Below are 15,788 nucleotides of genomic sequence, written 5' to 3'. Positions count from 1 at the left end.
GTGGGTACTCACTGGTAGGCGCGTTGTTCGGCGATGTCGAGCCAGTGCTCGACATCGGCCGGAGCGAAATGCCGGATGGCCCAGTCGACCATGCGCAGGCTCATGTGGGCCCAGGCGAGTCGGAGGAAGGTGTCAGGCAGAGCATCGAGGACGTCGTCAAGTCGTTCGGCGACACCCGGTTCACACGTCTTCGCGTGGATGCCGAAGCGCAAGGTCACCAGGTCGAGTCGGCGATCACCGCGCCCGGCGCCGTCCCAGTCGACGATGCCTGTGATCGCACCGCCGACGGCCAGCAAATTGCCAGGATGAAAGTCGTAGTGCACGGCGTCGTATCCGCCCAGCCGGTCAGGGTTGTCCTGCCCGACTGCGGTGATCCAGCGTTCGAGGGCGGCACTGCGGCGGTTGTGCCGGCGCAGCGGTTCGTGCAGGCAGTAGCCGGAACCGTCCTCGCTCAGGTGCAGGCCGACCGGAGGGATGTCCGGGCGGTCGGCGAGCCGACCGGTCTGCAACCGGTTGAGTTCGAGGGCCTGCTCCAGGCCACGGTGGTCCAGATTGTCGATCTTCGCGCCCGGCAGGAGCTCTTGCACAACGACCACCGCATGGCCGGTCTGGACCGCCAACTCGGTGGCCGGCGCCGGGTATTCCGGAGAACGGAGGATGTCGGCCACGCTGAGCGGTCCTGCTTGTATGTCGGCAAGCCTGCTGTGCGGTCGCCACTTCAGGACCGAGCGGCGGCCGTCGGCCCACCGCACGTAGGCGGCACCCACCTGCCCACCCGGACACGGGCCCTGGACCGTCAGACGGACACCCGTCTGCGAATACAGGGCTTCAGTCATTCGCTCGGCATCGAGCCGCTCGGCCCTCGCCCACCTCTCCGGTGAAGAATTCACCGTCTGATTGAACTCGATGGTTAGGGTGGAGTCCATGTCCGCCACAACGCCCAGCAGGCCGCCCCTCGTTGACCCAGCGGAGCTGGTCGCTGACCCGTACTCGGTGTACGCGCGGCTCCGCGAAGCCGGGCCCGTCCATCGCATCGCCGGAACGGACGGGCTTCCGGCCTGGCTGGTCACGCGTTACGACGACGTACGCGAGGCCCTCGCCGACCGCCGACTCTCCCTCGACAAGCGCAATGCGACGCCCGGCGGCTACCACGGGCTCGCGCTGCCGCCGGCGCTGGACGCGAACCTGCTGAACATGGATCCGCCCGACCACACCCGCATCCGCCGTCTGGTGTCCCGGGCGTTCACCCCGCGCCACATCGACCGCCTGCGCGAACCCATCAGGGAAACCGCTGACTCGCTGCTCGACGCCATCGCACCTCACGGTCACGCGGACCTGATCACCTCGTACGCCGCACCGCTGCCGATCACGGTGATCTGCGACCTGCTCGGCGTGGCTCCGCACGACCGCCGCGACTTCCGGTCCTGGACCGACGCCCTGCTCGCCCCGGACCCGGCGCAACCCGGCCGGGCGAAGGAATCGGTCCGCAGCATGCTGGCCTTCTTCGCCCAGCTCATCGCCGACAAGCAGGCCGCGCCCGCCGACGACCTGCTCTCGGCGCTGATCGCCGTACGGGACGACACGGACCGGCTGAGCGAGGACGAGCTCACGTCCCTGGCCTTCGTGATCCTGTTCGCCGGGTACGAGAACACCGTGCACCTGATCGGCAACTCCACCCTGGCCCTGCTCAGCCACCCCGACCAACTGAGCGCGCTCCGTGCCGATCCCGGTCGGCTGGCCGGCGCGGTCGAGGAGCTGGCCCGCTACGACGGTCCCGTGCCCCTGGCCATCCGGCGCTTCCCCACCGAGGACATCACCATCGGCGGGGTCGGCATCCCGGCCGGTGAGACCGTCCTGTTGTCCCTGGCCGCCGCGCACCGGGACCCGCACCGCTTCACCGAACCCGACCGGCTCGACATCGGCCGTGACGCCACCGGTCATCTCGCCCTCGGCCACGGCATCCACTACTGCCTCGGCGCACCGCTGGCCCGGATGGAGACCGAGATCGCTCTCGCCGCGCTCATCGACCGTTTCCCCGCTCTGGCCCTCGACATCGCCCCGGACGAAGTGCGGTGGCGTCCGTCCATGCGCGCCCGCGGGCTGGTCGCACTGCCGGTGCGCTACTGACCACCACCCGGACTGCGGAGCGGGTGAGCACTGACTGGCCGGCGTGGTCTTGCAGGTGGTCAGCCGCTCTTGGACTTGCCCCTGGCCGAGCCGGCTTTTTCCCGTACGTCCTCCGCCACCGATGTGTCGAGCGCGGCCCGTACGAGGGCCGCGGCGAAGACTGCCAGCTGCTGCGCGGACACCAGCTTCGCCAGTTCGCGGGGGGTGGTGGGCAACCCGAGGCGCTTCGCCCCCTGGACCGCCTTTCCGTCGAGATAGGGCTCCAGCTCGGTCCAGATCCCCTGGACCTCACGCAGGAAGATGGCCGCGCCGGCGGGGCCGATCCCGGGCAGCTCCTGGAGGAGTTCCTTCATGCGTTCCGGATCGCCGTCGGCTTTCTCGCGCAGACGCCTCAGGTCGCCGCCGTAGTGCTCGTGGAGAAATTCCGCGCTCTTGCCGAGGGTGGTGGACGTGCTCTCGTCGTACCGCCTGTAGTGGCCGGCGCCCAGTGCGTCCACACGCTGCTGCCAGGTGGCGTCCTGCATCCGGCGGGGGGTGCGCATGTCCGCCTCGAACAGTTCGTGGGCCGCGCCGACGGCGACCGAGGCCCGGATACGGGCGCTGAGGAGAGAAGCGAGGACCAGCAGCTGATAGAGCGGCTGGGGAGTGTCCCGGAGCCGGATTCCCGCCTGTGCGGCGTAGGTCTGTCCATGGGTGTCGAGCAGTGCGCGGGCCGTTTCGCGGCGCGTGGCCGTGGCGCTCATGGTGACGTCCTCCCTGAGCGAATGGTGTGGTGCTGCGCTTCGGACTCCGTTACTACTGAATTGTCCCAAAGCGGACGGGCAGGTGCATCCGGCCTCCGCGGACTCTCGTGGCGCCCCAGCGGCTCCCTGGTGTCCGAGCCGCGGCGGCCGGACCGTGATCCAGGTCTTGTCGCGCTCGTGATGGCACTTGAGTTCGCCTCCCGTCCCCTCGATCACACGCTCTCTTCCCGATGGACGGAGAAGGCGCCCGCGGCAGCCGCCAGGACTGCCGCCTCCGCGGCCCGTTCCGGGAGTTGCGGGTCCTGATCGGCACGCAGAAGCACCAGCTGGTGGTAGAGGGGCGCCGTGGCGGCGATCAGCAGGCTCCGTGCGTCCGTGTGCTGTGCGGGGAGTTCACCGCGCTCGATGGCCCGCTCGACGAGGATCTCGCACTGGGCGTACCGGTCCGTCCACAACTGCGTCTGGGCCCGCGCGGCCTGTTCGGAGTGGAACGAGGCGGCCATCAGGGCGACGGCGAACGACGGCTGTACGGCCAGGGATTCCTGGATCTCCTGGTTGAGGGCCGTCAGATCGCCTCGCAGCGAGCCGGTGTCCGGCGGCTGCCAGTCGATCTCGCCGGCGGCGCCGATGACGTCGACGAGCAGGCCGCCCACATCGCGCCAGCGCCGGTAGACCGTGGCGCGGTGCACTCCGGCCCGCGTCGCGACCCCCTCCATCGTGAGTCCTTCGTGACCGCGTTCGGTGAGTTCGGCGCGCACCGCATCGAGAACCTGGGCGCGGATGCGGGCGGTGCGACCACCCGGGCGGCGGTCCGACGTCGTGTCGAGTGGGTCTGTCATCGGCAATCAGTATCCGGTTGATCAAGGCGGCAGGGCTGTGCCAGCATCTTAACGCGACAGTCGTCGCGCTAGGCTCCCCAGAGAGGAACCGCCTCCACGATGCCGCCCGTTCCTGCCGACCCCACCGTGCTCCACCCGATGCCCGAGCACCCGCGCGTGGTTCTGCTCAAACCGCTGGTGAAGTCGCCGCTGATCGAGGTCGGTGATTTCTCCTACTACGACGATCCGGACGACCCGACCGCGTTCGAGACCCGCAACGTCCTGTACCACTACGGTCCCGAGCGGCTTTCCATCGGCAAGTACTGCGCGCTGGGGACGGGCACCCGGTTCATCATGAACGGCGCCAACCACCGCATGGACGGCCCTTCCACCTTCCCGTTCCCCACCATGGGGGGCTCCTGGGCCGAGCACTTCGACCTGATCACCAACCTGCCCGGCCGGGGCGACACGGTCGTCGGCAATGACGTGTGGTTCGGCCACGGCGCCACGGTCATGCCCGGTGTACGCATCGGCCACGGCGCGATCATCGCCGCCGGCGCCGTGGTCACCGCCGACGTCCCCGATTACGGCATCGTCGGCGGCAACCCCTCCCGGCTCATCCGCACCCGCTACGACGCCGCGGACATCGCCAGGCTCCTCGCCGTGGCGTGGTGGGACTGGCCTGTGCAGCACATCACCGAGCAGGTACGGACGATCATGTCGGGGACCGTCACCGACCTGGAGGAGGCCGCCGCGCGGATCGACCAGCCCTGACACCGCGTCCTCGCCACACCGCCCGCACCCGTCCCGCGCCAGAAACGAGTGATCGCCCATGTCCCGACGCCGCGTCCATATCGCGATGGTCGGCATCCCCTTCGTCAGTCATGTTGTGCATCTGCGGAAGTTGCCGGGCGCCGACGCGTACCGGGACAGGTTCGCACGGTGGCTCGCCGGCTGCGGTGCGACCACCACGGACGTGGACACGTTCTCCGGCCCGCCCGCCCGAGCGCTCGCCCTGATCCCGCGAGCGATGCAGCCGCACGCCGATCGGGTCGACACCGGCGCGGTGACCTTCGTCGGCCCCTGCTTCGACAGCCGAGCGGACACGGACGGCTGGACCCGCCCGGCGACCGCCGACAACGTGTTGCTGATCTCGCTCGGCTCGGCGTACACGCGCCGGCCCGAGTTCTACCGCCAGTGCATCGCGGCCTTCGGCGACCTGCCCGGCTGGCACGTCGTACTCCAGATCGGCAAGTACACCGACCCCGAGGAGCTCGGCACCATCCCGCCCAACGTCGAGGTGCACTCCTGGGTCCCGCAGCGGGCGGTCCTGGAACAGGCCGACGCCTTCATCACCCACGCCGGCATGGGCGGCTGCGGTGAAGGGCTCCTCGCCGGCGTTCCCATGATCGCTGTGCCGCAGGGCGCCGAGCAGTTCATGAACGCCGACCGGCTCGTGGAACTCGGCGTCGCCCGGCGTGTGGACACCGCTGACGCCACCGCCGAGACCCTTCGCGCGGCGCTGAACGGCCTGGTCACGGATCCGGAACGCGTTGCCCGGTCCAAGCAGTTGCAGACCGCTGCCCGGGCCGAGGTCAGCACCCCGCGCGCTGCTGACCTCATCGAGAAGATGCCGGCCGCCGCCGGGGGCCCCGCGCTCTGAGCACTGCCGCCTCGCCTCCCCGCCCGGCACCGCGCCGTCCTCGTCAGGGATGTGCGGTACGGGAGCGGCTCCCGGCTCCCTGTTCGTCACCCGCATTGCTCTTCCGTACTGCCCAGCGGCTAGTTTGTGTGCAGGACAGGTACGCAGGCCCGTGGTGGCAGAGGTGCACGGGGGACGGGAGGTCGGGAAGAGTGTCGCTGCGCGGAGGTGACCCAGCCGAGATCGGCGGCTATCCGCTGGAGGCGCGGCTCGGCTCGGGTGGCATGGGCACGGTCTTTCTGGCCCGTACGAGCTCGGGGCGACCTGTCGCGATCAAACTCATCCACCAGCAGTTCGCGGGGGACGACGAGTTCCGCATCCGTTTCCGGCAGGAGGTGGCCGCGGCGAGGCGGGTGAGCGGCGCGTTCACCGCCGCCGTGGTCGACGCAGCGCCTGAGGCCGAGCAGCCGTGGATGGCGACGACCTATATCGAGGGGCACACGCTCGCCCAGCGCATCGCCGCTGACGGCCCGCTGGACGGAGCGGAGCTGCGGAGGCTCGCCATCGGGCTGGCGGAGGCGCTGCGCGACATCCACCGGGTCGGCGTCGTCCACCGTGACCTGAAGCCCTCGAACGTCGTGCTCTCGCCCGAGGGCCCGCGCGTCATCGACTTCGGCATTTCGCGCGCCGTGGACCAGCAGACACTGACGATGACCGGGCGGGTCATCGGTACGCCGCCCTTCATGTCGCCGGAGCAGTTGCAGGCGCCGCGTGGTGTGGGGCCGCGGTCCGATGTCTTCTCGCTGGGGACGCTGCTGGTGTACGCGGCGACGGGGCAAGGGCCCTTCGACGCGGACAGTCCGTACATGACGGCGTATCAGGTGGTGCACGAGGAGCCGTCGCTGGACGCCGTGCCGGGCGCTTTGCGCGCGGTCGTCGAGCCGTGCCTGGCCAAGGAGCCCGAGGGGCGCCCCTCGGCGGACGAACTCCTCGTACTGTTGCGGGACCTGCCGGCCGACCTCGGTGGGACCGACGCGAACGGGGTCGGCGCGGGCTGCACCCGCGATGTGAACACCCAGCATCACCTCGCGACGCCGGCCGCCCCCGCGTCGGCCGCACCGACCACCGCCCCGGCCGGTCCCGATACAGGGAGCACCGCGATCGGCCGCCGTCTGCGTCGCCGTTGGCGTCCTGTGCTCGCGACGGCGGTCGCGGTGGCAGCGATCGGCGGGGGAGTCACCGCGCTCCAGGCGGGCGGCTTCGGGGGGAACAGCGGCGGCGACAAGGGCAACAGCGTCGTTGCGGCGCCGGGTGGCGCACTCCCGGACGGATTCCAGCCGTGGCGCAGGACCGTGCAGGGCGGCCGCAAGGACATTCCTGACGAGCTGCGTTGCGTCGCGCGCGGCGACGCGCTGTTCTGCGGGGGCGGCGGTGTCGTCGCGACCCGTCTCAGGGCCCGGGACGGCTCGCGGGTGTGGACGGCGAAGAGCCCGGGCGTCCCCGTCGAGGGCATGCACCTGGTGGGCGCCACCGACGACACGGTGCTCGGTTACCGCTTCGCCGCCCAGAACGCCCCGCAGGGCCCTCCCAACGAGGTGGTGGCGCTCGACGCGAACAGCGGCCGGGAGCTGTGGTCCGTGCCGTCCGGCGCCGAGTCGCAGGCCGTCACCGGCCGGTCGCAGGATGCCCTTGTGATCGGCTCATCCGTCGTGACGGTCGACTCTTCCAACTCCCGCTTGGAGGCCCGGGACGCGCACAGCGGCGCGGTCGCCTGGCGGACATCGTTCCCCGCGGGTACGCGGTGCGCTCCCGTCCCGCTGGGCCCACAGCTCCTCGCGATGTGCGCCCCCGATACGGAGGTGAACAACCTGGAGGTGCGCCACTCCACCCTGTACGTGGTGGACCGCGCCTCGGGGACGCTGGGCAGGCCCATCGCGGTCAACGGCCCCGCCGTGCCGATGGGCGCCGCCAACGGCAGGCTCGTACTCCTTCACGAACACATGGAGGGAACGGCGATGGCCGGCTACGACGGGGTGGCGCGGGTCGACCCGGCCTCGCGGAAGGTCACGTACTCCCGGCTGCCCAGGACTTACGCGGGGACGCCCGGCATGGCGGACGGCACCGTCTACGTGAGCGGGCAGATCGGTCTCGTCACGGCGCTCGACCCCGAGACCGGCCGGAAGAAGTGGTCGCGCCAGACCGGCGTGGAGGGTGCTTCGGGCCCCGTGGCGGGGGCCGGGGCGCTGTATTTCAGCTCGGCCACCGGCCGGGTCGTCGCGCTGTCACCGCGCGGTGGCGAACCCCTGTGGACAACAGATCCGCGGGCCGACGGTTTGACGGGGGAGCAGGGCGCAAGCCCGCGCGTGACTCTTGCGGGGCGTGCGGTGATCGTGGCCGCGGCCAAGAACACTCTGTTCGCCTTCGACACGCAGAGGCCGCCGAAGTCGGGCTGACCCGGGTGGCACCGGTCGCCGGTGCCGCCCATGCCGTCGAGCACCGTCACGGACTCTCGTCATCGCCGAGGTCATCGGGCGGTACCCCGTGTTCGAGGAAGAGGTCGGCGAGGTCGAGGTTCACTTCCCCGGTGCCGTTGTGCAGAGCCTGTTCGGTCCAGATGACCTTGCCGGTCGGGGTGTACCGAGTGCCCCAGTGCTGCGCGAGTCTGGCAACCAGGAACAGTCCGCGGCCGCCCTCATCAGTGGACTTCGCCTGGCGCAGGTGCGGGGACGTGCTGGAACCGTCCGAGACCTCGCAGATCAGGGTGCGGTCCCGCAGCAGCCGTACCCGTACCGGAGGCGTGCCGTACCGGATGGCGTTCGTGATCAGCTCCGACAGGATCAGTTCGGTGGTGAAGGCGATCTCGTCCAGCCCCCAGTCCGCCAGCTGCCGGCTGGCGTCGTTGCGTACGGACGCGACCGCCGCCGGATCGGACGGCACCTCCCACTCGGCCACCTGTCCCGGGCCCAGCAGACGGGTGCGGGCCACCAGCAGCGCGACGTCGTCGCTGGGCTGCGGCAGCAGGACGGAGTCGATGACCGCCTGGCAGGTCTGCTCCGGGCCCCGCCCGGGGTGCCCGGTCAGGGCTTCCCGCAGCAGGTCCAGACCCGTGTCGACGTCCCGGTCGCGGTCCTCCACGAGCCCGTCGGTGTACAGCACCAGCTGGCTGCCCTCGGCAAGGGACAGTTCGGCGATCTCGAACGGCTGGCCGCCGAGCCCGAGCGGCGGGGAGAGCGGCACATCCGGGAACGTGACCGTGCCGTCCGGATGCACCAGTGCGGGCCCGAGGTGGCCCGCCCGGGCCACCCGGCAGTGGCCGGCCACCGGGTCGTAGACGGCGTACAGGCAGGTCGCCCCGGTCACCCCGGGCCATTCGTCGCCTGTGCCCTCGTCGGCGTCGATCCGGACGACCAACTCGTCCAGGTATCCCAGCAGTTCGTCGGGCGCCAGGTCCAGGGCCGAGAAGTTGTGCACCGCCGTCCGTAGCCGGCCCATGGTGGCCGCGGCGTGCAGCCCGTGCCCGACCACGTCGCCCACCACCAGAGCCACCCGGGCCCCGGGCAGGGGGATGACGTCGAACCAGTCCCCGCCCACGCCGGCCTGGGCGGGCAGATAACGGTGGGCGGCTTCCACCGCCGTCTGCCCGGACAGCCCACGGGGCAGCAGGCTGCGCTGCAGAGCGACGGCCACGCCGTGCTCCCGGGTGAAGCGACGGGCGTTGTCCAGACACACGGCTGCCCGGGCGGCCAGCTCCTCGGCGAAGGACAGATCGTCCGCCTCGAACGGCTGCGCCTGCTCCGAGCGCCAGAAGCAGGCCCTGCCCAGCACCGTCCCGCGGGCCAGCAGCGGCACCGCGATCAGCGAATGGAGGCCGTGGTCGAGGATCATCGCCGCACGCTCGGGATCGTGGGTTCGCCAGTCCTGCTCGGTACGCAGATCGGCGATCAGGCCCCCTCGGTCCGGGGCCGGCCCCTCCGTCTGCTGTGTCGTGGGGATCAACTGCACCACATCGCCGACCGGGGCCACCGGCGCGTCGGCCCGTACCCCGCGCAGGGCCACCCGGTGCATCTCCGTGCTTGCCCACCCCAGCTCCTGCCCCTGCACCACGGCATCGGCCAGGTCGACGGTGACGAGGTCCGCGAACCGCGGCATCGTCACCTCCGCCAGTTCCTCCGCCGTGCGCTTCGCGTCCAAGGTGGTCCCGATCCGTACCCCCGCCTCGTACAGAAGCGTCAGCCGCCCCCGTGCCATCTCCGCCCGCCCCGTCAGCGCTGCAAGCTCCGTGGTGTCCCGCAGCGTTGCCACATACATCGCCGGCCGTCCGCCGCCGTCCGCCGCCGGCCGCACATTGACGCCCAGCAGCCGGTCCCCTGCCCGGTGCACCTCGTCGCTCGCCGGCCGCAGCGAGCCGAGCAGCTCCGCCACAGCCGGTGCCAGCCCCAACTCCGCGACGGGTCGCCCCTCCGCGTCCGCGGGCAGCTCCAGCAAGCGCCGCGCCTCGTCGTTGGCCAGCAGCAGCCGCCCGTCCTGGTCGACGATCACCACGCCCTCCCGCACCGCGTGCAGCACCGCGTCATGGTGCTCGTACATCCGCGTCATCTCCGCCGGCCCCAGCCCGTGGGTCTGCCGCCGCAGCCGACGCGACACCAGTACCGAGCTGCCTGCCGCCAACACCAGTACCCCCGCCGCCGCGCCCAGCAGCACCGGCAGCTGGCGGTTCGCCGCGCTCTCCACGTCCGCCACCGTGATCGCGACCGACACCAGGCCCACGACCTTCCCGTCGGGTCGCATGACGGGGACGATCGAGTCCACGGCGGGGCCCTGGCTCGCGGTGAAGGTCCGGGTGAAGGCGCCGTGCGTGATGGCTGACTTGTACGGGCCGACGACATGCTTGCCGATCAGTTTCGGGTCGGGATGGGTGTAGCGGATCCCTGTCGTGCTGAACACCACGACGAAGTCGATGTCGGTCGACTTACGGACTTTCTCGGCCCGCGGCTGCAGGATCGCGGTCGGATTGGCGCTGGTCAACGCTGCTGCCGTGCCGGGTGCCTGTGCGAAGGCCTGGGCCACGTCGAGCGTCCGGTGGCGGGCGTCCATCGTGCGGTTGCGCCGGACCTGCAGCGCGAGCGCCACCACCGCGGCCACGATCAGCACCGCCACGACAACCACCTGCAGGACGAACATCTGGCCCGCGACGCTGCGTACACCCGGCAGCGAGAAACGGCGCCCCCGCGAGGACCCGAACGACGCCTTGCGCTCACCCATGGGCCGGTCCTGCCGATCGTTTCTTCGAGGATCCGGAGGGTTGCTCCGTCCGTCGGGCGGTGGCCCGGAGACGGGCCCACAGACGGAATAACCCATAAGACCAAGAATCAGCCGTAATGTCTCCTTACCCAATTCCTTGGCCGGTCGGCCGTTCCCCCGGACGGCGTACGCCCGGTCGTGCGGGCCTGTGCCCCGGGTGAGGGGCGGCGCCGGCTGGGCGGACCGGGCTGTCCTGCGGGGTGCTGAGGTGCGGCATGTCTCCTGCCGGGCCGTGCCGGTGGTGGTGGCCATGGCGGGAAACTCTGAATGGTGGTTCACTTCTTTCATGGCCTACCGCAAGACCACCGCCGAAATCGACCGGCTCCAAGCCGCCAGAGAGCACCTCGTCGCATGTGCCACCTCGGTGGTCACGGAAGTCGGCTGGTCACAAGCGTCGGTGACCGCCGTCGCCGATGCGGCGGGCATCGCGGCCGGTTCGGTGTACCAGCACTTCCCGTCCAAGGGGGCGCTCGCCGTCGAGGTGTTCCGACGCGCCGCGGGACGTGAGGTGGAAGTCCTGGGCGAGGTGCTCCAGGAGCCGGGGACACCCGCCGAGCGGCTCAGCCGAGGCATCCAGGTCTTCGCCCGCCGCGCCCTGGAGAACCGCGGACTGGCATACGCGCTGCTCGCCGCACCCGCCGAACCGGCGGTCGGGGCCGAGCGCCTCGACTTCCGGCGCCGCTACCGGGCGCTGTTCGCCGAGGTCGTCCACGAGGGCATCGCGAACGGCCTGTTGCCCGCGCAGAACGGCGAGATCACGGCGGCAGCGCTCACCGGGGCGATCGGTGAGGTGCTCGTCGACCCGCTCGGCCACCACGACGAGAAGGCCACCGAGGAACTCCTCGCCGAACTCACCGCCATGGCGCTGCGCTGCGCGGGCGTCCCGGCCGACGCACAGCAGCCCTGAGCCGATCCGCGTACGTACGCACCCGGAGGGAAGACCGTGCCCACGACCGCCGCTCCCCGCAGCCGTCCCACCGCCCCCACCCACGAAGTGACCAATCAGCCGCCGCCGCTGACCGGGCACGACGCCGCCCAGGACGCCGTGCTGCTGGAAGGCATGTGCCGTGAGGGTGCGCCGTGGCACACCGCGGACCTCCACGACCTCGGCCGCTTCGTCGCGGGCGAGGAAGCCCAGGGCTGGGCCGACCAGGCCAACCGCCATGAACCGGTGCTGCACACTCACGACCGCTACGGCCACCGTATCGACGAGGTCGAGTTCCACCCCGCCTACCACCACCTGATGGACGCCTCCGTGAGTGCGGGCCTGGCCGGCGCGGCCTGGGCCGACGAGCGCCCGGGCGCCCATGTGGCCCGCGCCGCGGGGTTCATGCTGATGACGATGGTGGAGCCGGGGCACCTGTGCCCGGTCTCCATGACGTACGCGGTGGTCCCGGCGCTGCGCCATTCTCCCGGCCTCGCCGCCACGTACGAGCCCCTCCTCACCAGCCGCGTCTACGATCCCGGGCTGCGTACCCCCGCAGGCAAGCGAGGACTGCTCGCCGGGATGGGCATGACGGAGAAGCAGGGCGGCACCGACGTGCGCGCCAACACCACATCGGCCACCGAAGAGCCCGACGGGACCTGGCGGTTGCGCGGTCACAAGTGGTTCACCAGCGCACCGATGAACGACCTCTTCCTGGTGCTGGCCCAGGTGCCCGGCGGGCTGTCCTGCTTCCTCGTGCCACGCGTGCTGCCGGACGGCAGCCGCAACACCTTCCGCATCCAGCGGCTCAAGGACAAACTCGGCAACCGTGCCAACGCCAGCAGCGAGCCCGAGTTCGACGACACGGTGGCCTGGCTCGTCGGCCCCGAGGGCAAGGGCGTACGCACCATCATCGACATGGTGACCTCGACGCGCCTCGACTGCGTCCTCGGATCCGCTGCGGGCACTCGTGCCGCGCTGGCCCAGGCCGCCCACCATGTACGCCACCGCGCTGTGTTCGGCGCCAAGTTGATCGACCAGCCGCTGATGCGCAATGTGATCGGCGACCTCGCGGTGGAGTCCGAGGCCGCCACCACACTCGCCCTTCGCCTCGCCGGGGCGGCCGACCGGGGGCGGAGCGGCGACGCCCGGGAACGGGCGTTCCTGCGGCTCGCCACGGCAGTCGGCAAGTACTGGGTGTGCAAACGGCAGCCCGCAGCGGTCGCCGAGGCGCTGGAATGCCTTGGTGGCAACGGATATGACGAGGCATCCGGTATGCCGCGCCTCTACCGCGAGGCCCCGCTCAACGGCATCTGGGAGGGTTCGGGCAACGTCAACGCCCTTGACATGCTGCGCGCGCTGGCGCGTGAGTCCGAGTCCGTCGACGCCTTCCGCACCGAGATCGAGACGGCCTCGGGCGCCGACCGGCGACTGGACGCCGCCTGGCAGGAGCTGCGCGGTCAACTCGTCCTCACCGAGGACGCCCCACTGCGGGCCCGCCGTCTGATCGAACGCGCGGCGCTCGTGCTCCAGGGATCGCTCCTCGTCCGCCACGCGCCGGCCGCTGTCGCCGACGCCTTCTGCGCGTCCCGGCTGGCCGGGGACCGGGGGCTGGCGTTCGGGACCCTTCCGCCGGACACGGATTTCGCGGGAGTGCTGGAGCGTCTCCCCGTCTGACCGCGGACTCGGGGACCCCGCAGGGCGTGGCCAACGACGTCTGGCTGCCGGTCTGGGAGCCCCACAACATCTGATCGCACGGGAGGGATCCCGTCCCACTGTCCACGCACTCGGTCAGTAGGGGCCGACGGCGACCACGGCGACGACGAGTGCCGCCAGCATCAGGAGCGCCAGCGCGAGGAAGGCGGGAAGTTCCGAGTGGCCGAACGCCTCACGGCGCCGCATGCTGGCCTGTCGCCGCCGCCACTGCCGGTAGCCGATGAGCGTCGAGCCCACGGACAGGGCGACCAGGTAGCTTGCCAGCGCCAGCCGCAGGGCGGTGGGGGAGATACGGACCAGTTGGAGGACGCCGAGTGCTCCGGCCAGGAGGGCCAGGGCGGCGCGCAGCCAGGAAAGCAGGGTGCGCTCGTTGGCCAGGGTTGCCCGGTAGTCCGGCTCCTCCCCGCTCTCCCACCAGCGCCCGGTGGCCGTGGCCGGCCGGTGGCCGTCCGCGCCGCCGTCCGGGTCGTCGGCGCCGGGAGTCCTGTCCGGCGCTGTCACCGGGCGGTGCCGTGGAGGCAGCCGGTTGCCTGCCGGGGACCCGTTCCCGTGCGGCCGAAAAGTACCGCGCACCCCTCTGGAAGGCCGGGATTCCTGGGCATGGGGATCTCCCTCGCAGCGATATGTCTCCGGGGCGGCCGCTGACAGAGGCGCGGGCCGCCCTCCCGCAAGTCCACAAGTGCGCAAGTCGGGCAGTCCGGCAGTCCGGCAGTCCGGCAGTTCAGTACCGCGCGCGCCGCCTCCTGCGGTTGCGGTTGTAGACCAGCAGGGCCCCGGCGAGGAGGCCGATCACGAACATGATCAGCAGCGCCGCGTACAGAGGCATGGTGACGACGGGAACCAGCAGCCGGATCTTCACCTGCCGGGTGTTCTCGGCGATGAGAGTGATCGCGACCGCGGTCAGCAGCAGGGCGAGGACGCGCGTAGGCGTCAGGGCCTGGCGCCACCGTGAGGCACGGCCGGTCGAGGCGCGCGGGGCGTCTGGAGCCTGGTGTCCGCTCATCTCGCCAGGATCGTCCCCGGGGGCACGGGATGCCGATTCGGAGTGAGCCATTCGGGTGGCGGGCGGCCTGTGCACGCGCACCGGGCGGATCACGGTTCCGACGGATCAGCGGCGAGGGTTCCGCCCAGTCCCTGCCGGTCGGGGCGGGCCACGATGCGCTTCAGGAGAGGATCCGTGAGGGTTGCGGCCGCCAGTCGGTCCAGAGCATCCGAGCGTTCGGTCAGGGCCGGTTGGCGGTGGGCCGGTGCCGTGGCCAGCAGGCGCTGGAGAAGGGCGTGCAGGCGCCGCACCGTCTGGGGATTCGAGGCGCCGTAGAGAAGTGTCTCGTCGAGTGCGAGGGAGAGGAGGCCTGCCCAGTCCGGGGCAGGGCAGAAGACGCGGGGTGTGCCTTTGGCGTCGGTCAGCCAGGCCGGGCCGAGGGGCCTGCTCGCCAGCCGCAGCAGGCTGTCCTCGATCTGGTCGAGCGCCTGCACTGCCGTGGTCGGGTCGTTGACGGCAGGGGAGAGCGCCCGGATCGCGATGTCGGCCAGGAGCCGGAACCCGTACCCGGTGTCCTGCTCGACGGTACGGTTCGGGCCGTAGTGGAAACAGGCGGTGACGCGTCTGACGGTCCGGCGGCCGCAGTCCGTGCCGTCCGCCTCCAGATAGGCGACCGTTTCGCCGGACCTGATGAAGTCGCCCACGGGGTGTACGAGGACGACACGGACCCCGTGGCGAGCGGCGATCCGGGTGAGGAGGGTCTCGTCGATGGAGAAGATGACAGCCGGACGGCCGCTGTGGATGATGACGGGCGCGCCCTCGCGGCCCTGGGGTGACGGGTACTGAGCCGTGTCCGCCCGCCCGGCGGGACGGGCCTGAATGGGAGAGGCCCGGGCGGGAGAGTCCTGGGCGGGAGAGTCCTCGGCGGGGCAGGTCTGGTCGATGACCGTCCGAAGCCGCCGGCCGACCGCACGGGCGAGACCGCCGCCCGTCACGGCGTGCCGGAGCGAGGACAGCAGGTAGAGGACAACCGTGGCGTCGATGAGGACGAGAGCGATCGCCACGGTCACGCTCACCCGCGGGACGCTGCGCCCATGGACATGGCTCAAGGCGACGAGCGCGTACAGGGCGGTCCCGATCAGCAGACCGAACAGGACCAGGTAGCGGCTGAAGTGGCCGAGCGCCCCGACCAGTCGGGGAGACATCGTCTGCACCGTCTGCACCACCAGAGTGATGGCGGTGACGACGAACCCCGCGAGTGTGATCATGCCGCCTGCGATCGCGGCGAGAGTCGCCTGCGCCGTGGAGGCGTCGAAGCCCAGGCCCGGTGTGGGCAGGTTCTGGTCCCACTCCGGCAGCACCCAGCCCAGCAGCGCTCCACCGCCCACCAGGAGCAGCGCCGCTCCTTGACTGCGGACACGACGAGCGCGGTGGGCGGCCCCGCCGCGCCGGGGCGGGCGCGTCCTCGCCTCCGGCGTCACAGCACGGCCGTGACCGCGGCGCACGTCGCCTCCCCGGTCCGAAGGGCCTTGAC

General features: G+C 71.3%; 12 protein-coding genes and 1 pseudogene. 6 read left to right on the top strand and 7 right to left on the bottom strand.

Annotated features, from left to right (window positions below; all coding sequences use genetic code 11):
- Positions 1-8: 8 nt before the first annotated feature.
- Positions 9-836 (bottom strand): phosphotransferase, encoded by an 828-nt coding sequence (locus tag OHB13_RS03335; RefSeq protein WP_328380203.1) that lies wholly within the window; start codon positions 834-836, stop codon positions 9-11.
- A gap of 88 nt (positions 837-924) precedes the next feature.
- On the opposite strand from OHB13_RS03335, the gene OHB13_RS03330 reads away from it, so the two are divergent.
- The gene (locus OHB13_RS03330; RefSeq protein WP_328375497.1) at positions 925-2,127 is read left to right on the top strand and encodes a cytochrome P450 family protein; all 1,203 of its coding nucleotides are present in this window, start codon (positions 925-927) and stop codon (positions 2,125-2,127) included.
- A gap of 59 nt (positions 2,128-2,186) precedes the next feature.
- On the opposite strand, the gene OHB13_RS03325 is transcribed toward OHB13_RS03330, so the two are convergent.
- Entirely contained in the window at positions 2,187-2,870 is a 684-nt protein-coding gene (locus OHB13_RS03325) for an endonuclease (protein ID WP_328375495.1), read from the bottom strand.
- A gap of 212 nt (positions 2,871-3,082) precedes the next feature.
- The gene (locus OHB13_RS03320) at positions 3,083-3,709 is read right to left on the bottom strand and encodes a TetR/AcrR family transcriptional regulator (RefSeq protein WP_328375494.1); all 627 of its coding nucleotides are present in this window, start codon (positions 3,707-3,709) and stop codon (positions 3,083-3,085) included.
- Between the two features lie 99 nt (positions 3,710-3,808).
- Between OHB13_RS03320 and OHB13_RS03315 the strand changes: the two genes are divergently transcribed.
- The 3 genes and pseudogenes from OHB13_RS03315 to OHB13_RS03305 all read left to right on the top strand — a co-directional run bounded on the left by OHB13_RS03315 (position 3,809) and on the right by OHB13_RS03305 (position 7,783).
- Entirely contained in the window at positions 3,809-4,462 is a 654-nt protein-coding gene (locus OHB13_RS03315) for a CatB-related O-acetyltransferase (RefSeq protein ID WP_328375493.1), read from the top strand.
- Between the two features lie 121 nt (positions 4,463-4,583).
- Positions 4,584-5,351 (top strand): annotated as a pseudogene (locus OHB13_RS03310) (nucleotide disphospho-sugar-binding domain-containing protein); the annotation flags it as partial.
- Positions 5,352-5,542: 191 nt separating this feature from the next.
- Complete coding sequence (locus OHB13_RS03305) at positions 5,543-7,783, top strand: serine/threonine-protein kinase (protein WP_328375491.1); 2,241 nt, start codon at positions 5,543-5,545, stop codon at positions 7,781-7,783.
- 46 nt (positions 7,784-7,829) lie between these two features.
- On the opposite strand, the gene OHB13_RS03300 is transcribed toward OHB13_RS03305, so the two are convergent.
- Complete coding sequence (locus tag OHB13_RS03300; protein ID WP_328375489.1) at positions 7,830-10,592, bottom strand: SpoIIE family protein phosphatase; 2,763 nt, start codon at positions 10,590-10,592, stop codon at positions 7,830-7,832.
- 325 nt (positions 10,593-10,917) lie between these two features.
- On the opposite strand from OHB13_RS03300, the gene OHB13_RS03295 reads away from it, so the two are divergent.
- A complete protein-coding gene (locus OHB13_RS03295) occupies positions 10,918-11,538 on the top strand; it encodes a TetR/AcrR family transcriptional regulator (protein ID WP_328375487.1) in 621 nt (206 codons plus the stop codon).
- A gap of 36 nt (positions 11,539-11,574) precedes the next feature.
- Positions 11,575-13,233, top strand: a complete 1,659-nt coding sequence (locus tag OHB13_RS03290) for an acyl-CoA dehydrogenase family protein (protein WP_328375485.1) — start codon at positions 11,575-11,577, stop codon at positions 13,231-13,233.
- Between the two features lie 114 nt (positions 13,234-13,347).
- Here OHB13_RS03290 and OHB13_RS03285 read toward each other — a convergent pair whose 3' ends face one another.
- From OHB13_RS03285 to OHB13_RS03275, 3 genes are all read right to left on the bottom strand, one after another.
- Positions 13,348-13,773 carry a DUF202 domain-containing protein gene (locus OHB13_RS03285; protein ID WP_328375482.1) on the bottom strand — a complete coding sequence of 142 codons (426 nt, stop codon included), beginning with the start codon at positions 13,771-13,773 and terminating at the stop codon, positions 13,348-13,350.
- 220 nt (positions 13,774-13,993) lie between these two features.
- Complete coding sequence (locus OHB13_RS03280) at positions 13,994-14,275, bottom strand: LapA family protein (protein WP_266859482.1); 282 nt, start codon at positions 14,273-14,275, stop codon at positions 13,994-13,996.
- Positions 14,276-14,364: 89 nt separating this feature from the next.
- Complete coding sequence (locus OHB13_RS03275) at positions 14,365-15,642, bottom strand: DUF2254 domain-containing protein (protein ID WP_328375479.1); 1,278 nt, start codon at positions 15,640-15,642, stop codon at positions 14,365-14,367.
- Positions 15,643-15,788: the final 146 nt, after the last annotated feature.

Source organism: Streptomyces sp. NBC_00440 (assembly GCF_036014215.1).
Classification (GTDB): Bacteria; Actinomycetota; Actinomycetes; order Streptomycetales; family Streptomycetaceae; genus Streptomyces.
Note: the sequence above shows the minus strand (reverse complement) of the source record. Positions and strands in the feature narration are given on the sequence as shown.